General features: G+C 42.7%; 21 protein-coding genes and 1 tRNA gene. All 22 read left to right on the top strand.

The genetic code is table 11. The features are described 5' to 3' along the window. Nucleotides 1-239 precede the first annotated feature (239 nt). The gene (locus tag QM873_RS05310; RefSeq protein ID WP_414278951.1) at nt 240-3,803 is read left to right on the top strand and encodes a family 20 glycosylhydrolase; all 3,564 of its coding nucleotides are present in this window, start codon (nt 240-242) and stop codon (nt 3,801-3,803) included. A 144-nt stretch (nt 3,804-3,947) separates the two neighbouring features. Further along, nucleotides 3,948-4,694, top strand: a complete 747-nt coding sequence (truA, locus tag QM873_RS05315; protein ID WP_414278952.1) for a tRNA pseudouridine(38-40) synthase TruA — start codon at nt 3,948-3,950, stop codon at nt 4,692-4,694. Continuing rightward, the gene (locus QM873_RS05320; RefSeq protein ID WP_414278953.1) at nt 4,687-5,448 is read left to right on the top strand and encodes a bifunctional hydroxymethylpyrimidine kinase/phosphomethylpyrimidine kinase; all 762 of its coding nucleotides are present in this window, start codon (nt 4,687-4,689) and stop codon (nt 5,446-5,448) included. Before truA ends, QM873_RS05320 begins: the two co-directional genes overlap by 8 nt. Then, nucleotides 5,438-5,908 (top strand): ECF transporter S component, encoded by a 471-nt coding sequence (locus tag QM873_RS05325; RefSeq protein ID WP_048691530.1) that lies wholly within the window; start codon nt 5,438-5,440, stop codon nt 5,906-5,908. Before QM873_RS05320 ends, QM873_RS05325 begins: the two co-directional genes overlap by 11 nt. A gap of 3 nt (nt 5,909-5,911) precedes the next feature. Continuing rightward, nucleotides 5,912-6,475: a TIGR01440 family protein gene (locus QM873_RS05330; protein ID WP_006595013.1), complete on the top strand. Its 564-nt coding sequence runs from the start codon at nt 5,912-5,914 to the stop codon at nt 6,473-6,475. A gap of 218 nt (nt 6,476-6,693) precedes the next feature. Next, the gene (tig, locus tag QM873_RS05335; RefSeq protein WP_414278954.1) at nt 6,694-7,977 is read left to right on the top strand and encodes a trigger factor; all 1,284 of its coding nucleotides are present in this window, start codon (nt 6,694-6,696) and stop codon (nt 7,975-7,977) included. A gap of 218 nt (nt 7,978-8,195) precedes the next feature. Continuing rightward, nucleotides 8,196-8,774, top strand: coding sequence for a DNA-directed RNA polymerase subunit delta (gene rpoE / locus QM873_RS05340; protein ID WP_048691524.1), 579 nt, complete (start codon nt 8,196-8,198; stop codon nt 8,772-8,774). Nucleotides 8,775-9,032: 258 nt separating this feature from the next. Then, nucleotides 9,033-9,728, top strand: coding sequence for a B3/B4 domain-containing protein (locus QM873_RS05345; RefSeq protein WP_414278955.1), 696 nt, complete (start codon nt 9,033-9,035; stop codon nt 9,726-9,728). Nucleotides 9,729-9,891: 163 nt separating this feature from the next. Next, a tRNA-Leu gene (locus QM873_RS05350) sits at nt 9,892-9,977 on the top strand. Between the two features lie 177 nt (nt 9,978-10,154). Further along, nucleotides 10,155-11,036, top strand: coding sequence for a class II fructose-bisphosphate aldolase (locus QM873_RS05355; protein ID WP_048717658.1), 882 nt, complete (start codon nt 10,155-10,157; stop codon nt 11,034-11,036). A gap of 154 nt (nt 11,037-11,190) precedes the next feature. Further along, nucleotides 11,191-11,946, top strand: coding sequence for a DeoR/GlpR family DNA-binding transcription regulator (locus tag QM873_RS05360; RefSeq protein ID WP_414278956.1), 756 nt, complete (start codon nt 11,191-11,193; stop codon nt 11,944-11,946). Nucleotides 11,947-12,168: 222 nt separating this feature from the next. Further along, nucleotides 12,169-12,594 (top strand): galactose-6-phosphate isomerase subunit LacA, encoded by a 426-nt coding sequence (lacA, locus tag QM873_RS05365; RefSeq protein WP_195550228.1) that lies wholly within the window; start codon nt 12,169-12,171, stop codon nt 12,592-12,594. A gap of 15 nt (nt 12,595-12,609) precedes the next feature. Then, nucleotides 12,610-13,125 carry a galactose-6-phosphate isomerase subunit LacB gene (gene lacB, locus QM873_RS05370; RefSeq protein ID WP_195550227.1) on the top strand — a complete coding sequence of 172 codons (516 nt, stop codon included), beginning with the start codon at nt 12,610-12,612 and terminating at the stop codon, nt 13,123-13,125. A gap of 11 nt (nt 13,126-13,136) precedes the next feature. Further along, a complete protein-coding gene (locus QM873_RS05375; RefSeq protein WP_195550226.1) occupies nt 13,137-14,066 on the top strand; it encodes a tagatose-6-phosphate kinase in 930 nt (309 codons plus the stop codon). Between the two features lies 1 nt (nt 14,067). Continuing rightward, nucleotides 14,068-15,048, top strand: coding sequence for a tagatose-bisphosphate aldolase (gene lacD / locus QM873_RS05380; protein ID WP_048691508.1), 981 nt, complete (start codon nt 14,068-14,070; stop codon nt 15,046-15,048). A gap of 291 nt (nt 15,049-15,339) precedes the next feature. Beyond that, nucleotides 15,340-16,173, top strand: a complete 834-nt coding sequence (locus tag QM873_RS05385; RefSeq protein ID WP_306474854.1) for a transcription antiterminator — start codon at nt 15,340-15,342, stop codon at nt 16,171-16,173. 42 nt (nt 16,174-16,215) lie between these two features. Further along, nucleotides 16,216-16,533: a PTS lactose/cellobiose transporter subunit IIA gene (locus QM873_RS05390; RefSeq protein WP_117745228.1), complete on the top strand. Its 318-nt coding sequence runs from the start codon at nt 16,216-16,218 to the stop codon at nt 16,531-16,533. Further along, complete coding sequence (locus tag QM873_RS05395) at nt 16,533-18,233, top strand: lactose-specific PTS transporter subunit EIIC (protein WP_195550224.1); 1,701 nt, start codon at nt 16,533-16,535, stop codon at nt 18,231-18,233. Before QM873_RS05390 ends, QM873_RS05395 begins: the two co-directional genes overlap by 1 nt. A 213-nt stretch (nt 18,234-18,446) precedes the next feature. After that, nucleotides 18,447-19,853: a 6-phospho-beta-galactosidase gene (lacG, locus tag QM873_RS05400; protein ID WP_324252812.1), complete on the top strand. Its 1,407-nt coding sequence runs from the start codon at nt 18,447-18,449 to the stop codon at nt 19,851-19,853. Between the two features lie 477 nt (nt 19,854-20,330). Then, a complete protein-coding gene (locus QM873_RS05405) occupies nt 20,331-21,323 on the top strand; it encodes an ABC transporter ATP-binding protein (RefSeq protein WP_195550222.1) in 993 nt (330 codons plus the stop codon). Nucleotide 21,324: 1 nt separating this feature from the next. Beyond that, entirely contained in the window at nt 21,325-22,143 is an 819-nt protein-coding gene (locus QM873_RS05410) for an ABC transporter permease (protein ID WP_195550221.1), read from the top strand. Between the two features lies 1 nt (nt 22,144). Continuing rightward, nucleotides 22,145-22,930, top strand: a complete 786-nt coding sequence (locus QM873_RS05415; RefSeq protein ID WP_195348236.1) for an ABC transporter permease — start codon at nt 22,145-22,147, stop codon at nt 22,928-22,930. Nucleotides 22,931-22,965 lie beyond the last annotated feature (35 nt).

Genomic DNA, 22,965 nt, shown 5'->3' on the forward strand with positions numbered 1-22,965 from the left:
CGCCAAGAAATAAAAATCAGGCACTCAGAGCGGTTGTTTTTTGAGAATAAAAATAAAGAGTTTGGTTTTAACAGCCAAGCTCTTTTTCTTGTGTCCACTAGTTTTAATGAAATATAGGGATAAAATTTTATAGCTTCTTCTCTTAATTAAAGAACCTTGCAAAGAAGGCTTGACGAGGGCCTACTTTCTAGATAGACTGAAAGTAAGCGTTTACACACAACAAATTTTAGGAGGTCCTGATGAAATCACATCAACCACGTTATGCTATTCGCAAGTATGCTGTAGGAGTTGCTTCGGTATTGGTTGGCTTTTTTGCCAGCGGTCAAGTCGTGGCAGCAGATACGCCGAGCGTTACAGAAAGTCCTGCAACGGCTCTTCCGACGCAACCAAGTGAAGGAGACTTGCCTCCCTCTGCTATTGAGGAAGCTAGTCAGCCGGCAGTAGAAAAACCAATCATTCCTGCTCCAATCGTTGATCAAAGTCAACCGACCCTACCTGATCGAGAACTACGTGCATCCGATCTTGATCGCTTGATTCGCGAAGATGCGGTCTCTGTCACAGAAGCTGATGTGGCAGCTCAACCTGTGACAGCAGCGACTGAAACACCAGCTAAAGATCCAGAGCAAGAAGAAAAATTGGCCAAGAAAAAGGTCATCTCGATCGATGCCGGTCGCAAATACTTCTCACCTGATCAAATCAAGGAAATCATTGATGAAGCTAGTAAGACAGGCTATACCGATTTACACCTATTAGTTGGAAATGATGGTTTGCGCTTTGTCCTTGATGATATGTTCTTGCAAGTAGGAGATACGTCCTACTCTAGCCAGGCAGTGAAGGAAGCAGTCGAAAAAGGAACTAAGGCTTATTATGACGATCCAAATGGAACAGCCTTGACTCAGGCTCAAATGGATGACATTTTGGCTTATGCCAAATCCAAGAATATAGGCGTGATTCCAACAATTAACAGCCCAGGGCACATGGATGCCATTCTGACAGCTATGGAGCAATTGGGGATCGAAAACCCTCACTTCAATTACTTTGGTACGAAAAAATCAGAACGGACCGTTGATTTAGACAACCAAAAAGCCCTAGATTTCACCAAAGCTTTGGTGGACAAGTATGCAGCTTATTTCAGTGGCAAGACAGAAATCTTTAACATTGGCTTGGACGAATATGCCAATGATGCAACAGATGCCCATGGTTGGCAAGTCCTTCAAGCCAGCAAGCATTGGCCAGATGAAGGTTATCCAGACAAAGGATACGAAAAATTTATCCAATATGCCAATGATCTAGCGGCTATTGTGAAAAAACACAAGATGAAACCAATGGCCTTCAACGATGGTATCTACTACAATGGTGATACTTCCTATGGAACTTTTGATAAGGATATCATCGTATCCTACTGGACAGGTGGTTGGAATGGCTATGATGTTGCTTCATCCAAGCTTTTGTCTGAACTAGGCCATCAAATTCTGAATACCAATGATGCTTGGTACTATGTCCTCGGTCGTGACAAAGCTGGATCAGGTTGGTACAATCTTGATCAAGGTCTTGAAGGAATTTCTAAATCAGCGATCGATTCCGTTCAGAAAAATGATGGGGCTAAGGTTCCCTTCATCGGTGGAATGGTAGCTGCCTGGGCAGATACGCCATCCGCAACCTACAAAAAAGACCTTCTCTTTAAGCTCATGCACGCTTTTGCGGACAAGAACGCGGACTACTTTGTAGCGGATCCTGAAGTGGTTGAAAAAGCTCTTGCAGAAGCTCCAACTGATTTGGATCACTATACACCAGAGTCTCTAGTAGCCTTTACAGAAGCTAAAAAAGCTTTGGAAGGGGTAGGAGCAGACACGACTCGAGCAGAAGCGAAAGAACTGATTGCTTCTCTCAAAGCCGCTCAAGAGGCCTTGGTCCATACAGAAAGCTATGCCAAAGAGTTGGCGGACAAGGAAGCTGCTGAAAAACTAGCTAAGAGCAAAGTGATTTCCATTGACGCAGGGCGCAAATACTTCTCACTGGATCAGTTGAAACGAATCGTGGACAAGGCCAGTGAGCTAGGGTACTCTGACTTGCACCTCCTTGTCGGAAATGATGGTATGCGCTTTGTCCTCGATGATATGACCCTGGAGGCAAATGGCAAAACCTACACTAGCGACGATGTGAAAGCTGCTCTCCTTGAAGGAACCAAGGCCTATTATGACGATCCAAATGGTCAAGCCTTGACCCAAGCAGAAATGGATGAATTGCTAGCTTACGCGACTTCTAAAGGCATTGGTTTGATCCCAGCAGTCAATAGTCCAGGCCACATGGATGCCATTTTGGTAGCGATGCAAAAACTAGGTATCGAACATCCGCAAGCGACCTTTGATACGGTTTCCAAGACAACTATGGACCTGACCAACGAAGAAGCAGTCAACTTTACTAAGGCCCTAATTGGCAAATACATGGACTATTTTAAAGGCAAGTCTAAGATCTTTAACTACGGAACAGACGAATACGCCAATGATGCCACTAATGCTCAAGGTTGGTACTACCTCAAATGGTATGAGCTCTATGGTAAATTTGCGGACTACGCCAACAGTCTTGCTGCCATGGCCCGCGAAAAAGGCTTGCAGCCAATGGCCTTTAACGATGGCTTCTACTATGGAGACGAAGATGATGTTGCCTTTGACAAGGATGTCTTAATTTCTTACTGGTCTAAAGGATGGTGGGGCTATAACCTCGCATCTCCTCAATATCTAGCAAGCAAGGGGTATAAGTTCCTTAACACTAACGGAGATTGGTACTATATCCTCGGTCAAAAACCTGAAGATGGTGGTGGCTTCCTCAAGAAAGCTATCGAAAATACTGAAAAAACTCCATTCAACCAGCTAGCTTCAACTAAATATCCTGAGGTTGATCTTCCTACTGTTGGTAGTATGGTAGCTATCTGGGCAGATAGACCAAGCGCTGAATACAAGGAAGAAGAAGTCTTCCAGGTCATGGAAGCATTTGCCAACCACAATAAGGACTACTTCAAAGCTGACTATACAGCCCTTCGTGCGGTCCTTGCCAATGTTCCAACAGATCTTTCCATCTACACTGAGGAATCTCGTTCAGCTCTTGCAACGGTGCTAGATCAGTTAAATTGGAAGATCAGTCGTGCTCACCAAGAAAAAGTGGCAGAGCAGGTTGAACAGGTAACTCAAGCTCTCAGTCAATTGAAACCAATCACCCAAGTGGGAAGCCAAGCAGAAGATGATGTCAGAGCCTTGGTAGCAGACATACCAAGTTTGGAAGTTGTCGAAAAAGAACTGGATTTTGAAGTTGTTGAACGGACCAATCCAGATTTAGCCAAGGGTGAACGAAAAGTGGTTCAAGCAGGTGTCAAAGGCCAGCAGCGTGAATTTGTTGTGGTCTCTGCCATTGATGAGAGTCGCCAAGTGCTAGGGACAGAAGTATCGAAAGAAGCTGTTGCTGAGATTGTGGAAGTGGGAACCAAGGAGGCGGAAGTAGTTACTCCGACTCCAGGTTTACAGGATGGTCCAAGTCCTCAACCAGACTTACCTCAAGTTGATCAAGGAGGTCATCATCAAGTGAGACCAGTAGCTCCTGAAGTGAAGCCACTTGTGAACGCTCAGCCAGCTCCAGTCGCTTCAGAACAAAAAACAGTAGAAGAAGCTCAGCCAGCACCGGTGCAAGACCAAACATCGGCTAGTCATCAGCTTCCTGAGACTGGACAAGAGTCTATTTTAGGATTGGCTTTGCTTGGAGCAATCTTAGGAGCGACAGGGATGAGTCTCAAAGGACGGAAAGAAGACTAATCAGCCCCCCGATTGAACTAAGTCTTTCTATTTTCTAGAGATGGAAGAGGAAAGACTTGGTTCTTTTTTTTCTCAGAAACTGTACCCGGACAGTTGTCGATTTTCCGCCTTGTTCAGCTTGGATGAACTTGATAAAATAAAAACATGACACGATACAAAGCAACCATTTCTTACGATGGAACTCTATTTGCAGGTTTTCAACGACAACCGCATGCCCGTAGTGTGCAAGAAGAAATCGAGAAGACCTTGATGCCTCTCAATCAAGGAAATCCTGTGACCATCCATGGAGCCGGCCGGACAGATGCAGGTGTCCATGCTCTTGGTCAGGTCATTCATTTTGATCTCCCTCAAGCGCGGGATGAGGAGAAGCTTCGCTTTGCCCTCGATACCCAGACCCCAGAGGATATTGACTTTATCCGGGTGGAGCAAGTTCCCGAGGACTTTCACTCGCGCTACCAGAAGCACAGCAAGACCTACGAATTCATCGTGGATTATGGTCGTCCCAAGAATCCCATGATGCGTCACTATGCCACCCACTATCCTTATCCTTTGGATGTGGCCAAGATGCAAGCAGCCATCCGAAAGTTGGAGGGAACCCATGATTTCAGCGGTTTCACAGCTTCAGGAACCAGCGTGGAAGATAAGGTTCGTACGATTACAGAGGCTCGCTTGGTCGAGGATGCAGGACATCATCGCCTTATCTTTACCTTTTCGGGCAATGGCTTTCTCTACAAGCAAATCCGCAATATGGTGGGGACTTTGTTGAAGATCGGAAATGATCGGATGCCGATCGAGCAGATCGATCTGATTTTAGAAAAGAAGGACCGCAATCTAGCAGGTCCTACAGCAGCGCCAAATGGCTTATATTTAAAGGAGATCCGTTATGAGTAATGAATTGATTCTAGCTATTTCAGGAAATGATATTTTTAGTGGGGGAGGTCTTCACGCTGACCTGGCCACCTATACAACCAACAAACAGCATGGCTTTGTAGCAGTGACTTGTTTGACCGCTATGACGGAGCACGGTTTTGAAGTGATTCCGGTGGATCCGACGACCTTTGCCCAACAGCTCCACTCTCTCAAGGATGTTCCTTTCTCTGCTATTAAACTCGGCCTCTTGCCAAATGTCCAAGTGGCAGACTTAGCCTTGGACTATGTCAAAGCCCATGCGGAGATTCCTGTGGTACTAGACCCTGTCTTGGTCTGCAAGGAAACTCATGACGTGGAAGTGTCAGCCCTTCGAGACGAATTGATCAAGTTCATCCCTTATGTGACCATCATCACGCCAAACTTACCAGAAGCTGAAATCTTGACCCAAAGCAAGATTCAATCGCTCGATGACATGAAGGAGGCTGCTCGTAAGCTCCATGAATTGGGAGCAGCCACTGTCGTGGTCAAAGGGGGCAACCGCCTTAACAAGGAAAAAGCCATCGATGTCTTTTATGATGGCCAAGACTATACGGTCTTCGAAGAAGATGTTTTAGAAAAGAATAATACAGGAGCTGGTTGTACCTTTGCCTCTAGCATAGCAAGCCAGTTAGTCCAAGGGAAGGCAACCTTAGAAGCTGTTAAGGCTTCAAAAGCGTTCGTCTACCAAGCCATTCAAAAATCAGATCAATATGGAGTAGTTCAATATGACCAATAACCGTACCCAAGTAATCGCGCATTTAGCCATTTTAACCGCCTTGACAGTTGTACTAGGCTATTATACCAAGTTGCCAACTCCTACTGGGATGGTGACCTTGCTGGATTTAGGTGTCTACTTTACCGCCTTTTATCTGGGGCGCAAAGAAGGAGCAGTGGTTGGTGGTCTTGGTGCCTTTCTCTTAGACCTCCTCTCTGGCTATCCTCAATGGATGTTCTTTAGTCTCTTGTTCCACGGAGCTCAAGGCTACTTTGCTGGTTTTAAAGGAAAAGCCCGTTACATCGGTCTGCTTCTAGGAACGGTTATCATGGTAGGTGGTTATGCTCTAGCTTCAGCACTCTTTTTAGGAAATACCTGGGTAGCGGCCATTGAAGAGGTTCCTCATAATCTGGTTCAAAACTTCGTTGGGATGGCTCTGGGATATGCTCTGTATCATTTCTTACCAAAGAAGGGAAATTAGAAGATGGAGTTAGAGCAATTAAAAAGAGAAACCCAGGAGATCTTGCTGGATCTTTTATCCAAGGCCAATCTGCATCAGGGACAAATCCTTGTATTAGGCCTGTCAACCAGTGAAGTCGCTGGCGCAAGTATCGGGAAGAACTCAAGTCTAGAGATTGGGCAAGCCATTGTGAAAACCATCCTGGATACCCTAACTCCCAAAGGGATTTATTTAGCTGTCCAAGGATGTGAGCATCTTAACCGCGCTCTAGTGGTCGAACGTGAACTAGCAGAAAAGAAAGACTTAGAAATCGTCAATGTACTACCGAGCCTCCATGCGGGGGGCGCAGGACAGTTGGCAGCCTTCGGTTATATGAAAGACCCTGTCGAAGTGGAATACATCACAGCTCAGGCTGGTTTGGACATCGGGGATACTTCGATTGGAATGCATGTCAAGCATGTGCAAGTACCCGTTCGCCCTGTCTTGAAAGAACTGGGTGGCGCTCATGTGACGGCTCTAGCCAGTCGTCCAAAGTTGATCGGTGGGGCGCGTGCTACTTACCAGGAAGACCCACTTCGGAAGTCCTAATAGGAAGGAAACTAGTTCAGGTACGGACTAGTTTTTTTATTCCGGGACAATTTTTGAGATAGGAAAGAAATTTTAAATCTTTTTGTCTTCAGAAACCACTATAAAATTCCTCTAAAAAGAAGCAGTTTCTACAAAACCAAGATGCCCAAAAACTTGCATTTTCGAAGTTTTATGGTAAAATTATTAGGAATGACTATATTATTTTAAGGAGAGACAGAATGTCTGTATCATTTGAAAACAAAGAAACAAACCGCGGAGTATTGACTTTTACCATCAGTCAAGACCAAATTAAACCAGCTTTAGACCGCGTGTTTGAGTCTGTTAAGAAAAACTTGAACGTACCAGGATTCCGTAAAGGTCACCTTCCACGTCCGATCTTCAACCAACGTTTTGGTGAAGAATCACTTTATCAAGATGCTTTGAACGATCTTCTTCCAGCAGCTTATGAAGCAGCAGTAAAAGAAGCAGGTCTTGAAGTAGTTGCTCAACCAACTTTTGACGTTGTATCAATGGAAAAAGGTCAAGATTGGACATTGACAGCAGCTGTTGTAACAAAACCAGAAGTAAAATTGGGTGCTTACAAAGACCTTGAAGTATCTGTAGAAGTTTCTAAAGAAGTAACAGATGAAGATGTAGATGCACGTATCGAACGCGAACGCAACAACTTGGCTGAATTGGTAATCAAAGAAGGACCAGCAGCTGAAGGTGATACAGTTGTGATCGACTTTGTAGGTTCTGTTGACGGTGTTGAGTTTGACGGAGGAAAAGGAGATAACTTCTCACTTGGACTTGGTTCAGGTCAATTCATCCCAGGTTTCGAAGACCAATTGGTTGGACACTCAGCTGGTGAAACAGTTGATGTCATCGTAACTTTCCCAGAAAACTACCAAGCAACTGACCTTGCAGGTAAAGAAGCAAAATTCGTGACAACCATCCACGAAGTAAAAGCAAAAGAAGTACCAGCTCTTGACGATGAATTGGCAAAAGACATCGACGAAGAAGTTGAAACTCTTGCTGAATTGAAAGAAAAATACCGCAAAGAGTTGGCTGAAGCGAAAGAAGAAGCTTACAAAGATGCAGTTGAGTCAGCAGCGATTGACCTTGCAGTAGAAAATGCAGAAATCGTTGACCTTCCAGAAGAAATGATCCACGAAGAAGTACACCGTGCTGTCAATGAATTCCTTGGAAACATGCAACGTCAAGGAATCTCTCCAGACATGTACTTCCAAATCACTGGTACAACTCAAGAAGATCTTCACAAACAATATGAAGCAGATGCAGCAGCACGTACTAAGACAAACCTTGTCGTAGAAGCAGTTGCTAAAGCAGAAGGCTTCGAAGCAACTGACGAAGAAGTAACTGCAGAAATCGAACAATTGGCAGCAGACTACAACATGCCAGTTGAACAAGTTCGTAGCTTGCTTTCACCAGAAATGTTGAAACACGATATTGCTGTGAAGAAAGCTGTTGAAGTGATCACAAGCACTGCAAAAGTAAAATAAAAAAGACGATCTTCCATCTTGATGGAAACAAGTCATAAGAAGAAAAGCTGAGGCCATGTGTCCCGGCTTTTCTCTTCTTATTGGCGTGGAATTTTCCTTTGACGAAAGGGGAAAATTATCGTACAATAGAGTGTAACGATAAATGATGTATTCTAGGGGTATCCTCTTTTTTAATGAAAAAGAGTGTTGCCTTGAGATAAAAATGAAGGAGATCTACCTTGGAATTAGAAGTATTTGCTGGACAAGAAAAAAGTGAACTTTCAATGATTGAAGTAGCCCGTGCGATCTTAGAATCACGTGGCCGTGATCATGAAATGTATTTCAATGACCTGGTCAATGAAATTCAAAACTACCTCGAAAAATCAAACAGTGAAATTCGTGAAGCTCTTCCCTTGTTCTATACAGAATTAAATGTGGACGGAAGCTTTATCCCACTAGGAGACAACAAATGGGGACTTCGCTCATGGTATGCGATCGATGAGGTAGATGAAGAAATCATCGCTCTTGAAGAAACTGATGAAGACGAAGAGCCTAAGAAACGTAAGAAAAAACGCGTCAATGCCTTTATGGATGGAGACGAAGACGCGATCGATTACAATGCGGATGATCCAGAAGACGAAGATGTCTACGAAGCAGATCCAGCGCTTACTTACGATGATGAAAACCCAGAAGATGAGAAGGATGAAGTAGAAGCCTATGACGCTGAAATTAATGAAATCTCACCAGACGAGTTGGATGAAGAAGTTGAGTTAAGTGACGAAGAAGACGAAGAAGAGTCTTACGAAGAAGAAGAATAATCCAAAGAGGCTGGGACAAAATTCCTAGCCTCTTTCTATGTTTATTTGGATTGTCGAACGCAGTGGTTGAGTGGGCTCTACTACGCTGATTTCATCGGCTTTTATAGCCCTACTCAACTGTGCGGAGGTTGGACGACGAAATCGAATTCTAACGAATGACCGATTTCTGTCCCACTCTCTTTCTTTACTTGAAGAACGCTTCAAGGAGGAGTATAATAAGGGTGTAAGCCTGACGTAGTGCAGAAGGAGGAAGGACCTATGGACTGGATACTTGATCAAAGTTTGGTGGACTTAGGGATTGAGACAGTTGTAATTGGAGTGGCCAAACAGGTGGATCCGCAAGCTCCCTTGTCTGAAGCTGTTCTAGCTAAAAAGAAGGAGATGGAAGCCTGGGCCTTAAATTGTGATCTTGGCTTGGTGAAAGAGGAGCCGGTAGTACAAGGCTACCTTGACTTGTTGAAGGAAGTGGGGCGTAGTGTTAAAAAGAACCCACCAACTATTCTTGCTTTGATTAAGAACATTCAAAGTCGTGGCTTCCTTCCTACGATTAATAGTGTGATTGATATCTATAATATCGAATGCCTCGGTTCCTTTCTAGCCATCGGAGGGCATGATCTGGATAAAATCCAGGAACCAATCGAGTTTACGATTAGTCAAAGAGAGGATACCTTTTTGCCCATCTTATCAACAGAAAAGCATGTTAGTGAAACCGATCCGGTCTACCGAGATCAAGAGGGTATTATGGCCTGGCTAGATGTGAGAGATGGTGAGCGCTATAAGATGGAGGAGACTACCCGCAATGCCCTCTTTATCATCCAGGGAAACAGAGCGACCTCTGTAGAGATGCGCTTGGAAGCACTGGAGCGGATTAGAGAAGATTTGTCCTCTTGCATGCCCGATTTAGAATTTGAAAAATATCTGGTTACCCCCAGTGAGACAATTCCAGTCCCTTAAAGGAGCCCTTCTGTAATAGGGATGAATCCTCATTTGAACAGGTGAGACAAGTGAAGCTGCCGACGCTCTGCTTAACCTGTGAAAATCTGCAAACTTTGAAAAAAGTTTGAAAAAAATCTTGACAAGAAAGTAGAAGATTGATATACTAGTAAGGTACTCAATCGCGGGGATGGCGGAATTGGCAGACGCGCAGGACTAAGGATCCTGTGACCGCTTTAGGTCGTGAGGGTTCAAGTCCCTCTCTCCGCATCGGATAATCAAGGCAGCTTCGGCTGTCTTTTTTCTTGTTCATTTAGTAGAAAGATTGCTTGAAAGAGAAGAAAACGCTTTAAAGCTTCAGGAAAAGCTAGCATTTTCAATGAAAAAGTGATAAAATAAACAATGTAAGTGGTTTAACCACAATAAATTAGAGGAGGCCTACTACTAATGGCAATCGTTTCAGCAGAAAAATTTGTCCAAGCAGCTCGTGACAATGGTTACGCAGTTGGTGGATTTAACACAAACAACCTTGAGTGGACTCAAGCTATCTTGCGTGCAGCAGAAGCTAAAAAAGCTCCAGTTTTGATCCAAACTTCTATGGGTGCTGCTAAATACATGGGTGGTTACAAAGTAGCTCGCAACATGATCGCTAACCTTGTTGAAGCAATGGGTATCACTGTACCAGTTGCAATCCACCTTGACCATGGTCATTACGAAGATGCTCTTGAGTGTATCGAAGTTGGTTACACTTCAATCATGTTCGACGGATCACACCTTCCAGTTGAAGAAAACCTTAAATTGGCGAAAGAAGTTGTAGAAAAAGCTCACGCTAAAGGTATCTCAGTTGAAGCTGAAGTTGGTACAATCGGTGGTGAAGAAGATGGTATCGTTGGTAAAGGTGAATTGGCACCAATCGAAGATGCTAAAGCAATGGTTGCTACAGGAATCGACTTCTTGGCAGCTGGTATTGGTAACATCCACGGTCCATACCCAGCAAACTGGGAAGGTCTTGACCTTGACCACTTGAAGAAATTGACAGAAGCTCTTCCAGGATTCCCAATCGTATTGCACGGTGGTTCAGGTATCCCTGATGAGCAAATCCAAGCAGCTATCAAACTTGGTGTTGCGAAAGTTAACGTTAACACTGAGTGCCAAATCGCATTCGCTAACGCAACTCGTCAATTCGTACGTGAATACGATGCAAACGAAGCAGAATACGACAAGAAGAAACTCTTCGACCCACGTAAATTCTTGAAACCAGGATTCGAAGCAATCACAGCTTCAGTTGAAGAACGTATCGACGTATTTGGTAGCGAAAACAAAGCTTAATCTTGCTTGAAACGTTATTAACCAGAGGTTTATCCGCAAGGATAAGCCTTTTTTGGTTCTCTTATTTGGAAAAGTGTTTATTGTAAACAAAAAATGATTGCGATTCTGACAGTTTAAGGTTATAATAAACAAAAACGAAGTAAGTAGGTAGGGAATGAAAAAACAGGAAAGACTGAATGAGATTATCAATCTGGTCAATAAAGCTGGAACCGTTTATGTTCAAGACATCATGGAAAGTATGCAGGTGTCGGATATGACGGTCCGTCGGGATTTGATTGAATTGGAAAAGCAAGGGCTCCTTATTCGTGTTCGAAATGGAGCCAAAAGTAACCAATTCCTCCCTTCACGAGAGCTTCCCCATGAAGAGAAGTTACTCAAGAATATTCTGGCTAAGCGTGAGGTAGCGAAGAAAGCTAGCGAACTGATAAAAGAAGGTGAGAGTATCTTCCTTGGGCCGGGGACCTCTGTTGAGGTTCTTTCAGAAGCCATTAATAATAAGGAATTGCGTGTGGTGACCAACTGTCTGCCGATTTTCCAAGAGTTGTTAAAGAAGAAAAGTGATACCTTTAAGGTAATCCTCTTAGGAGGGGAACTTCGAGAAACCAGTCAAGCTTTTGTCGGCGAGATAACGAACACTCTCATGGAAAGAATGTACTTCCACAAGATGTTTTTTAGTGGGAATGGCATTGTGGATGGACGCGTTCTGACCTCTTCTTTTGAAGAAGCCTATACGCAAAAGTTAGCCTTAGAACGTTCTTCTGAAGCTTACCTACTGATTGATTCCTCCAAGATTGGCAAGGAAGACTTTACCTCTATCTGTTCCTTGAAAAAAGTAACTGCGGTGATAACGGACGATGCATTTGAAAAAGCACATGAAGAATTAGAGGAATATACACGTGTGATTGTATAAATAATAAACTGAAAAGAGAGAGCGATTCTCTCTTTTTTTGTTTATTACAAACAATTTAGGGCTAAAAATAGTAAAAAATGAAGAAAAAAGAAAAAAATAAACAAAAAATAGTTGACAACAAACAAAATTAGCGCTATACTGTGTTTGTGAATAACAAAACGAAGTCGAATGAAGAAAGAGGAGAGCTTTCTTTGTTGACAGAAATGCAAAAAGGAGAAGTATATGGCAATTGTAGTTGGTGCGGATGCAGCAGGTATTCGCTTAAAAGAAGTAGTCAAAGAATATTTGGAAGTAGAAGGTTTCCAAGTGGTGGATGTCACTGAAGAAGGGCAAGACTTTGTTGATGTGACCTTGGCTGTTGCTAAAGAAGTCAAACAAGCAGAAGATAATCTGGGTATTGTCATTGATGCATACGGAGCTGGTCCATTCATGGTCGCAACTAAAATTAAGGGAATGGTTGCAGCAGAAGTTTCAGATGAACGCTCTGCCTACATGACCCGTGGACACAACAATTCTCGCATGATCACCATGGGTGCTCAAATCGTGGGTGACCAATTGGCAAAAAATATCGCTAAAGGTTTTGTAAACGGTAAGTATGATGGCGGTCGCCACCAAATCCGTGTCGATATGCTCAACAAGATGTGCTAAGGGGGGAGTAAACGAATGAAAATTGCAATTGGATGTGACCATATTGTCACAAATGAAAAAATGGCTGTTTCTGAATTTTTGAAATCAAAAGGCTATGAAGTCCTTGACTTCGGAACCTATGACCATGCGCGCACCCACTACCCAATTTTTGGGAAAAAGGTTGGAGAAGCAGTAGTGAGTGGTCAAGCAGATCTTGGTGTATGTATCTGTGGAACTGGCGTTGGAATTAACAACGCGGTTAACAAGGTCCCTGGAATCCGTTCAGCCTTGGTCCGCGATATGACCTCTGCTCTTTATGCCAAAGAAGAACTCAATGCCAACGTGATTGGTTTTGGTGGGAAGGTCACAGGAGAACTTCTGATGTGTGATATTTTGGAAGCCTTCATCCATGCAGAATACAAACCAAGTGAAGAAAATAAGAAATTGATTGCCAAGATTCAACATTTGGAAACCCACAACGACCGTCAAGAAGATGAGGATTTCTTCACAGAATTTCTTGAAAAATGGGACCGTGGGGAATACCGCGACTAAGAGGTGAGTCTATGATTTTAACGGTAACCATGAACCCTTCAATCGACATTTCCTATCCATTACAAAGCTTACACTTGGATACGGTCAATCGAGTTGACAAGGTAAGCAAAACCGCAGGAGGGAAGGGTCTCAATGTCACACGGGTCCTTGCAGAGATTGGAGATCCTGTCTCGGCAACTGGTCTGATTGGTGGTTCAACAGGCCAATTTATCTTGGACCATCTGGATCAGGAAATCGGCAAAGAATTCTTTGAAATTCAAGGGGAGACCCGGAATTGTATTGCGATCCTTCACGAAGGACAACAAACTGAAATCTTGGAAAAAGGTCCGTCTGTTTCTGAAGAAGAAGGGCAAGCCTTTCTTGATCACTATGAAGCCTTGCTTCCTAATGTAGCAGTCGTTGCTATCTCAGGAAGTTTGCCAGCTGGCTTGCCACTTGATTATTATACTCAACTGGTCGAACGGGCTAAGAAGGCAGGAAAACCAGTCGTTCTGGACTGCTCAGGTGCTTCCCTGGAAAAAGCTCTAGCAGCACCTGTAAAACCGACGGTGATTAAACCCAACAATGAAGAGTTATCCCAACTCTTGGGCTACGAGGTGACCAAGGACCTAGATCAATTAAAAGAGGTCCTTCAATCGGACTTGTTTAAAGGGATTGACTGGGTCATTGTCTCCCTAGGAGCTGACGGTGCCTTTGCCAAACATGGTGATGTCTTCTATAAAGTAGATATTCCAAAAATTGAAGTGGTTAATCCAGTGGGATCTGGTGATTCGACAGTTGCTGGGATTGCTTCAGCTCTCTATCATAAGGAAGACGACCAAGCACTTTTAACCAAAGCCAATGTCCTTGGCATGTTGAATGCTCAAGAAGCAACGACAGGCCATATCAATATTCATCGCTATGATGATTTGTATCAACAGATAAATGTAAAAGAGGTATAAGATGGTATTAACAGAACAAAAACGCAACTATTTAGAAAAATTGAGCACCAAAGAGGGTGTGATCTCAGCCTTGGCCTTTGACCAACGTGGTGCCTTGAAACGCCTCATGGCTCAGTACCAAGACACAGAACCAACCGTGGCTCAAATGGAAGAATTGAAGGTCTTGGTGGCTGAAGAATTGACACCATTCGCATCTTCTATGCTCTTGGACCCTGAGTATGGACTTCCAGCAACCAAGGTCTTGGATGCAGAAGCAGGTCTCTTGTTGGCTTATGAAAAAACTGGCTACGACACTTCTAGCACAAAACGTCTGCCAGACTGCCTTAACCTTTGGTCAGCTAAACGCATCAAAGAACAGGGTGCAGATGCAGTGAAATTCTTGCTCTACTATGATGTGGATAGTGCTGATGAACTCAACCAAGAAAAACAAGCCTACATCGAACGCATTGGTTCAGAATGTGCTGCAGAAGAAATTCCATTCTTCCTTGAAATCTTGGCTTATGATGAAACTATTGCGGATGCCGGATCTGTAGAATATGCGAAAGTAAAACCTCGCAAGGTCATCGAAGCTATGAAAGTCTTCTCAGACCCACGCTTCAACATCGATGTTTTGAAGGTGGAAGTGCCAGTCAACGTCAAATACGTTGAAGGCTTTGGCGATGGAGAAATCGTACATAGCCGTGAAGAAGCGGCAGCCTTCTTTAAAGAACAAGAAGCAGCAACCAACCTTCCATATATCTACTTGAGTGCCGGTGTATCTGCCAAACTCTTCCAAGAAACCCTCGTCTTTGCGCATGAAGCAGGCGCGAACTTTAACGGGGTCCTTTGTGGTCGTGCAACTTGGGCTGGATCTGTAGAAGCCTACATCAAGAATGGGGAAGAAGCAGCTCGTGAATGGCTCCGTACCGAAGGTCGTCGCAACATTGAAGAGCTCAACCAAGTCTTAGACCAAGTCGCAACTTCTTGGAAAGAGCGTATTTAACAGTGTAGACCACTCCTTTAACGATGGTCGTTCGAATTTCCTTGAAGAGCCCAGAGAATACAACGATAAACAGCTATTTGTTAGAAAAAAACAAAAAAGTTAAAAAGTTGTTAAGAAAGGGTTTACAAAAACAAAAGCGTGTGCTATACTTAATCCATAAGTGAATACAAGGTGAGTGTTAGTAAGTTAGATTACGCATGATCACAGATGAATTAGGGAAGACTCTCTCTAATCTCATTTGTGATCATTTTTTATACCTCAAACCTTGAATAAACTAGCAAGGAGAGTACCATGTATCGGATTTTAAATCCACTTAATCACAATGTTGCTCTGGTGAGGAATGACAAAGGGGAAGAACTGATTGTCATTGGAAAAGGAATCGTTTTTGGGAAAAAGAAGGGTGACCTAGTCCCTAAAGAAAAGGTAGAAAAGCTCTTTCGGATGAAAACAGAGGAATCCCGAGAGAACTTTATGACCCTGTTAAAAAATGTTCCATTAGACTTCATCACAGTGACCTACGAGATGATCGATTACTTGAGCAAAAAGTATCACTACCCCGTTCAAGAATATATCTATGTGACCTTGACCGACCACATGTTTTGCTCTTACCAGGCAGTGACCCAAGGCAGGTATAAGGAAAGTAATCTTTTGGATATCTCAGAGAACTATCCAGTGGCTTTTGAGATTGCCAAAGAGGCAGTAGACATCTATCGGGAGAAGCTCACAACTAGCTTCCCTGAAGATGAGGTCACTCGTATCGCCTATCATTTCATCAACGCAGAAGGTGAAAATGGAGCGGAGGTCGTGGATTCCATGGACCAGCGCAAAGAAATCTTAAAAGGTGTGGAAGAGGTTTTGGATAGTTATTCAATCAAACGAACCGAGACCAACAACAACTTTTATGATCGTTTCATGATTCATCTTAACTACTTCTTGGATTACCTGGATCGCAATCGGGATGATAATCAATCGCTTCTAGATATGGAGGAACATATCAAAAGCTCCTATCCCAAAGCCTTTGAGATTGGTTCCAAGATTTATGATGTGATTTCTAGGGAGACCGGGGTTGACTTGTACAAGAGTGAACGAGTCTATCTGGTCTTGCACATTCAACGCTTATTGTAACAACTTTTAAATATTAAGAAATTCAAATTGGAGGAATTGGTCATGACCAAAGAAGAAATGACACTATTAGGTTTTGAGATCGTTGCGTATGCAGGGGATGCTCGTTCTAAACTCTTGGAGGCCCTCAAGGCGGCTGAGAAGGGTGACTTCGCTCAAGCGGAAAGCTTGGTAGAAGAAGCAGGAAGCTGTATCGCAGAGGCTCACAAGTCTCAAACAACTATGCTAGCGCAAGAAGCAGCAGGAGAAGACCTCCCCTACAGCATTACCATGATGCATGGACAGGACCACTTAATGACAACGATCCTATTAAAAGATGTGATTCATCATCTCATTGAATTATACAAAAGAGGAGTAAAATAATGCATAAATTAATTGAATTAATTGAGAAAGGAAAACCTTTCTTCGAGAAGATTTCTCGTAATAAATATTTGCGTGCGATTCGTGATGGATTTATCGCGGGGATGCCTGTGATCTTATTCTCGTCTATCTTTATATTGATTGCTTACGTCCCAAATGCGTGGGGCTTCCATTGGTCAAAAGAAATTGAGAATTTCTTGATGACACCTTATAGCTATTCGATGGGAATTCTGGCTTTCTTCGTAGGTGGAACCACAGCCAAAGCTTTGACAGATTCTGTCAACCGTGATTTACCTGCAACAAACCAGATCAACTTCTTGTCAACTATGTTGGCATCTATGGTTGGTTTCCTACTAATGGCAGCTGAACCAGCGAAAGAAGGAGGTTTTCTGACTGCCTTCATGGGAACAAAAGGTCTTTTGACAGCCTTTATTGCAGCCTTCGTTACCGTTAATGTTTACAAAGTCTGCGTGAAAAACAATGTTACGATTCGCATGCCAGACGAAGTTCCACCGAATATCTCTCAAGTATTTAAAGACTTGATCCCATTCACTGTATCTGTTGTTCTCCTTTATGGACTTGAATTGATTGTGAAGGGAAGTCTGGGTGTAACAGTAGCTGAATCTATTGGTACTCTCCTTGCGCCTCTCTTCTCAGCAGCAGACGGTTATGTTGGTATTACGATCATTTTTGGTGCTTTTGCTTTCTTCTGGTTTATTGGTATTCACGGCCCATCTATCGTTGAACCTGCGATTGCAGCGATTACTTATGCAAATGCTGAAGTCAACTTGAACCTTCTCCAACAAGGTATGCACGCTGATAAGATCCTTACATCTGGTACACAAATGTTCATCGTTACTATGGGTGGTACTGGTGCAACTCTTGTTGTTCCGTTCATGTTTATGTGGTTATGTAAATCAAAACGAAATCGTGCTATTGGACGTGCTTCAGTAGTTCCTACATTCTTCGGTGTAAACGAACCAATCTTGTTTGGTGCACCGCTTGTTTTGAACCCAATCTTCTTTATCCCATTCATCTTTGCACCAATTGCAAACGTATGGATCTTTAAGTTCTTTATTGAAACACTTGGCATGAACTCATTTACTGCCAACCTTCCATGGACTACACCAGGACCTCTTGGTATTGTTCTTGGTACAAACTTCCAGTTCTTATCATTCGCTCTTGCAGCATTGTTAATTGTAGTAGATATTGCTATCTACTATCCATTCCTCAAGGTTTATGATGAACAAATTCTTGAAGAAGAACGTTCAGGTAAAGCTAATGATGAATTAAAAGAAAAAGTAGCTGCAAACTTTAACACTGCAAAAGCAGATGCTATTCTTGCAAAAGCTGGTGTTGAAGGTGAACCAGTTCAAAACAATATCACAAAAGAAACAAACGTATTGGTTCTTTGTGCAGGTGGTGGAACTAGTGGACTTCTTGCCAATGCTTTGAATAAAGCTGCTGCAGAATACAAGGTTCCTGTGAAGGCTGCTGCTGGTGGTTACGGTGCTCACCGTGAAATGTTGCCAGAATTTGACCTTGTTATCTTGGCGCCTCAGGTTGCTTCCAACTTCGAAGATATGAAGGCTGAAACAGATAAACTAGGCATCAAATTGGCGAAGACAGAAGGTGCTCAGTACATTAAATTGACACGCGATGGACAAGGTGCTCTAGCCTTTGTTCAAGCGCAATTCGATTAACGATAGGGACTGTGAAACAGTCTCCTATCGTAACGGAAATCGCTATGGCGATTTTCCTAATCGACTTGTTAATTCGTCGGTAAAAATATATCGTTTTTACCTCCTCATGTCACAATTCGGTGGCTTGGAATAAGAAGTGAGATGGAGATGGATGGCTCACTAACTCCTCTCCCCTCACTTTTCATTTTAACCAATCAAGAAATAGGTGAAAAAATGACAAAAACACTTCCTAAAGATTTTATTTTTGGTGGGGCAACGGCTGCCTATCAAGCAGAAGGAGCTACCCATGCTGACGGAAAAGGACCAGTTGCTTGGGACAAATACTTAGCTGATAACTATTGGTATACAGCAGAACCAGCAAGCGATTTCTACAATAAATATCCAGTAGACTTACAGTTGGCTGAAGAATATGGCGTAAACGGAATTCGTATTTCTATTGCTTGGTCACGTATTTTTCCAACTGGCTATGGTGAAGTAAATCAGAAAGGGGTTGAATTCTACCACAATCTATTTGCGGAATGCCACAAACGTCATGTAGAACCATTCGTAACTCTTCACCACTTTGATACTCCTGAATCTCTTCACTCAAACGGAGACTTCTTAAATCGTGAAAATATCGAACACTTCGTAGATTATGCTGCCTTCTGTTTTGAAGAATTCCCAGAAGTCAACTATTGGACAACCTTTAATGAAATTGGACCAATCGGTGATGGTCAATACTTAGTAGGAAAATTCCCTCCAGGGATTCAGTATGACCTTGCCAAAGTTTTCCAATCACACCACAATATGATGGTTTCGCATGCCCGAGCTGTGAAATTGTACAAAGACAAAGGATATATAGGTGAAATCGGGGTTGTTCACGCCCTTCCAACTAAGTATCCGTTGGATCCAGAAAATCCAGCAGACGTTCGTGCGGCTGAGTTGGAAGATATCATCCATAACAAGTTTATTCTAGATGCAACCTACCTTGGACACTATTCCGATAAAACCATGGAAGGTGTAAACCACATTCTTTCAGTTAATGGTGGTAGCTTGGATCTTCGTGAGGAAGACTTTGCAGCGCTTGAAGCAGCTAAAGATTTAAACGACTTCCTTGGAATTAACTACTACATGAGTGACTGGATGGAAGCCTTTGATGGTGAAACAGAAATCATTCATAATGGTAAAGGGGAAAAAGGAAGCTCTAAGTACCAAATTAAAGGTGTTGGTCGTCGTGTAGCTCCTGACTATGTACCACGCACTGACTGGGACTGGATCATTTATCCTCAAGGGCTATATGATCAGATCATGCGTGTGAAGGCGGATTATCCAAACTATAAGAAAATCTACATCACTGAAAACGGACTGGGCTACAAAGATGAGTTTGTGGACAACACGGTTTATGACGATGGACGGATTGATTATGTGAAGCAACACTTGGAAGTTCTGTCCGATGCGATTGCGGATGGGGCAAACGTTAAAGGCTACTTCATTTGGTCACTCATGGACGTCTTCTCTTGGTCAAATGGTTACGAAAAACGCTATGGTCTCTTTTATGTGGACTTTGAAACCCAAGAGCGCTATCCGAAGAAGTCAGCTCACTGGTACAAGAAAGTGGCAGAAAGCCAAGTAATTGAATAAAGAAATAAACATGTAAGAAGGCTTATCCGTAAGGGTAGGTCTTTTTTGGTTCTCTTATTTGGAAAAGTGTTTATTGTAAACAAAACAATTCACTCATTTCTAGTAATAATTTTTTGTTTGAAGGGCCAATATAGTTTTTACATGATATAATTAAATTGTTGAGTTAATATTAGGAGATTATGATTCATATTGATCAAAATAGTTTGCCTTTTTACAATTCGTAGCCTGCCCCTAAGGGCAGGTTTTTTGGTGTCTTAAGGAAACTTTTTAACAGAATTTTTGATTAAAAGTTTCATTTTAAGAGAGAAATCTCTAATTTCATAATCAATAAGCAAACGCTTGCATTCCTGTTTTTATTAGATTATAATAGGTTGGTATAAAGCCTTCTGTAATAATATTGAGAAAGTGTAGAAAGTAAGGATTTAGAATATTTGTAGTCAAAAATACAATGTTGCTTCTTACGATAGGGAGATAGATATGGCAATGATAGAAGTGCAACATCTTCAGAAAAATTTTGTGAAGACAGTTAAGGAGCCGGGGTTAAAGGGAGCCTTGCGCTCCTTTGTTCATCCTGAAAGGCAGACCTTTGAAGCGGTCAAGGATTTAACTTTTGAAGTTCCAAAAGGGCAGATTTTAGGATTTATCGGGGCAAATGGTGCTGGGAAGTCAACCACCATCAAAATGCTGACAGGAATTTTAAAACCGACATCTGGTTTTTGTCGGATTAATGGCAAGATTCCGCAGGATAATCGCCAAGATTATGTCAAGGATATTGGGGTTGTTTTTGGGCAACGCACCCAGCTATGGTGGGATTTGGCACTGCAAGAGACCTACACGGTTTTGAAAGAGATCTATGATGTACCGGACTCGCTTTTCCATAAGCGCATGGACTTTTTGAATGAAGTTTTGGATCTGAAGGATTTTATCAAGGATCCTGTGCGGACTCTTTCACTAGGTCAACGGATGCGAGCGGATATTGCGGCTTCCTTGCTTCACAATCCCAAAGTTCTCTTTTTAGATGAACCGACTATTGGTTTGGATGTGTCGGTCAAGGACAACATTCGACGTGCTATCACCCAGATTAATCAGGAGGAAGAGACAACTATTCTCTTGACCACTCACGACTTGAGCGATATTGAGCAACTCTGTGATCGGATTTTTATGATTGACAAGGGGCAGGAGATTTTTGATGGGACGGTGAGCCAGCTCAAGGAGACCTTTGGCAAGATGAAGACTCTCTCCTTCGATCTGACGCCAGGTCAAAGTCATCTCGTCTCTCATTATGAAGGCTTACCTGATATATCCATTGATAGACAAGGAAATAACCTGACTATTGAATTTGATAGTTCCCGCTACCAATCAGCTGATATTATCAAGCAAACCTTATCTGATTTTGAAGTCCGTGATTTGAAGATGGTAGATACGGATATTGAAGATATTATCCGTCGCTTCTATCGAAAGGAGCTCTAAGATGGTCAAATTGTGGAGACGTTATAAACCCTTTATCAATGCAGGGATTCAGGAGTTGATCTCCTATCGAGTCAATTTTCTTCTCTATCGGATTGGCGATGTCATGGGGGCTTTTGTGGCCTTTTATCTCTGGAAAGCAGTCTTTGATTCCTCGCAAGAGTCCTTGATTCAGGGTTTCAGCATGGCAGATATTACCCTCTACATCATCATGAGTTTTGTGACTAATCTTTTGACCAGGTCAGATAGCTCCTTTATGATTGGAGAGGAGGTTAAGGATGGCTCCATTATCATGCGTTTGTTGCGACCAGTGCATTTTGCGGCTTCTTACCTCTTTACAGAGCTTGGATCCAAGTGGTTGATTTTTATCAGCGTTGGACTGCCATTTTTAAGTGTCATTGTCTTGATGAAAATCTTATCAGGACAAGGCATTGTAGAAGTACTGGGATTAACCATCCTTTATCTCTTTAGCTTAACCCTAGCCTACCTAATCAACTTTTTCTTTAATATCTGCTTTGGATTTTCAGCCTTTGTGTTTAAAAATCTATGGGGTTCTAATCTACTTAAGACTTCCATAGTGGCCTTTATGTCAGGGAGTCTGATTCCCTTGGCTTTCTTTCCCAAGGTTGTTTCAGATATTCTGTCCTTCTTGCCATTTTCATCCTTGATTTATACTCCGGTTATGATCATTGTTGGGAAATACGATGCCAGTCAGATTCTTCAAGCGCTTTTGCTCCAGTTCTTCTGGCTCTTAGTGATGCTAGGCTTGTCTCAGTTGATTTGGAAACGAGTCCAGTCCTTCATCACCATTCAGGGAGGTTAGTATGAAAAAATATCAACGCATGCATCTGATTTTTATCAGACAATACATCAAACAAATCATGGAATACAAGGTCGATTTTGTGGTTGGTGTGCTAGGAGTTTTTCTGACCCAAGGCTTGAACCTCTTGTTTCTCAATGTCATCTTTCAACACATCCCCTCGCTAGAAGGCTGGACTTTTCAAGAAATTGCCTTTATCTATGGTTTTTCCTTGATTCCCAAGGGACTGGACCACCTCTTTTTTGACAATCTCTGGGCACTAGGTCAACGCTTAGTCCGAAAAGGGGAGTTTGACAAGTATCTGACTCGTCCTATCAATCCTCTCTTTCACATCCTCGTTGAGACCTTTCAGATTGATGCCTTGGGTGAACTTTTGGTCGGTGGAATTTTACTAGCGACAACGGTCTCTAGCATTGCTTGGACTCTACCGAAATTCCTGATTTTTCTAGTTTGCATTCCTTTTGCAACCTTGATTTACACTTCCTTGAAAATTGCTACAGCCAGCATCGCTTTTTGGACCAAGCAGTCAGGCGCCATGATTTACATTTTCTATATGTTTAATGATTTTGCCAAGTACCCGATTTCCATTTACAATTCGCTCCTTCGTTGGTTAATTAGCTTTATTGTACCTTTCGCCTTTACGGCCTACTATCCTGCCAGCTATTTCTTGCAGGACAAGGATGTCTTCTTTAATATCGGTGGTTTGATTCTGATTTCTCTTATCTTCTTTTGCATCTCTCTGAAACTCTGGGATAGGGGATTAGACTCATACGAAAGTGCTGGTTCGTAAGAGGTAAAGTAGGACTAAAATCAAGAAAGGAACTT

Source organism: Streptococcus australis, from assembly GCF_047463015.1.
GTDB classification, from domain to species: domain Bacteria; phylum Bacillota; class Bacilli; order Lactobacillales; family Streptococcaceae; genus Streptococcus; species Streptococcus australis_F.

Excerpts from the sequence above, each read along its gene's own strand:
- lacD (WP_048691508.1), top strand. The coding sequence starts at position 14,068 with ATGGTATTAACAGAACAAAAACGCAACTATTTAGAAAAATTGAGCACC.
- QM873_RS05410 (WP_195550221.1), top strand. The coding sequence starts at position 21,325 with ATGGTCAAATTGTGGAGACGTTATAAACCCTTTATCAATGCAGGGATT.
- QM873_RS05320 (WP_414278953.1), top strand. The coding sequence starts at position 4,687 with ATGAGTAATGAATTGATTCTAGCTATTTCAGGAAATGATATTTTTAGT.
- QM873_RS05390 (WP_117745228.1), top strand. The coding sequence starts at position 16,216 with ATGACCAAAGAAGAAATGACACTATTAGGTTTTGAGATCGTTGCGTAT.
- lacA (WP_195550228.1), top strand. The coding sequence starts at position 12,169 with ATGGCAATTGTAGTTGGTGCGGATGCAGCAGGTATTCGCTTAAAAGAA.
- lacB (WP_195550227.1), top strand. The coding sequence starts at position 12,610 with ATGAAAATTGCAATTGGATGTGACCATATTGTCACAAATGAAAAAATG.
- QM873_RS05360 (WP_414278956.1), top strand. The coding sequence starts at position 11,191 with ATGAAAAAACAGGAAAGACTGAATGAGATTATCAATCTGGTCAATAAA.
- QM873_RS05405 (WP_195550222.1), top strand. The coding sequence starts at position 20,331 with ATGGCAATGATAGAAGTGCAACATCTTCAGAAAAATTTTGTGAAGACA.
- lacG (WP_324252812.1), top strand. The coding sequence starts at position 18,447 with ATGACAAAAACACTTCCTAAAGATTTTATTTTTGGTGGGGCAACGGCT.
- QM873_RS05330 (WP_006595013.1), top strand. The coding sequence starts at position 5,912 with ATGGAGTTAGAGCAATTAAAAAGAGAAACCCAGGAGATCTTGCTGGAT.
- QM873_RS05325 (WP_048691530.1), top strand. The coding sequence starts at position 5,438 with ATGACCAATAACCGTACCCAAGTAATCGCGCATTTAGCCATTTTAACC.
- QM873_RS05385 (WP_306474854.1), top strand. The coding sequence starts at position 15,340 with ATGTATCGGATTTTAAATCCACTTAATCACAATGTTGCTCTGGTGAGG.
- tig (WP_414278954.1), top strand. The coding sequence starts at position 6,694 with ATGTCTGTATCATTTGAAAACAAAGAAACAAACCGCGGAGTATTGACT.
- truA (WP_414278952.1), top strand. The coding sequence starts at position 3,948 with ATGACACGATACAAAGCAACCATTTCTTACGATGGAACTCTATTTGCA.
- QM873_RS05415 (WP_195348236.1), top strand. The coding sequence starts at position 22,145 with ATGAAAAAATATCAACGCATGCATCTGATTTTTATCAGACAATACATC.
- QM873_RS05310 (WP_414278951.1), top strand. The coding sequence starts at position 240 with ATGAAATCACATCAACCACGTTATGCTATTCGCAAGTATGCTGTAGGA.
- QM873_RS05345 (WP_414278955.1), top strand. The coding sequence starts at position 9,033 with ATGGACTGGATACTTGATCAAAGTTTGGTGGACTTAGGGATTGAGACA.
- QM873_RS05355 (WP_048717658.1), top strand. The coding sequence starts at position 10,155 with ATGGCAATCGTTTCAGCAGAAAAATTTGTCCAAGCAGCTCGTGACAAT.
- QM873_RS05395 (WP_195550224.1), top strand. The coding sequence starts at position 16,533 with ATGCATAAATTAATTGAATTAATTGAGAAAGGAAAACCTTTCTTCGAG.
- QM873_RS05375 (WP_195550226.1), top strand. The coding sequence starts at position 13,137 with ATGATTTTAACGGTAACCATGAACCCTTCAATCGACATTTCCTATCCA.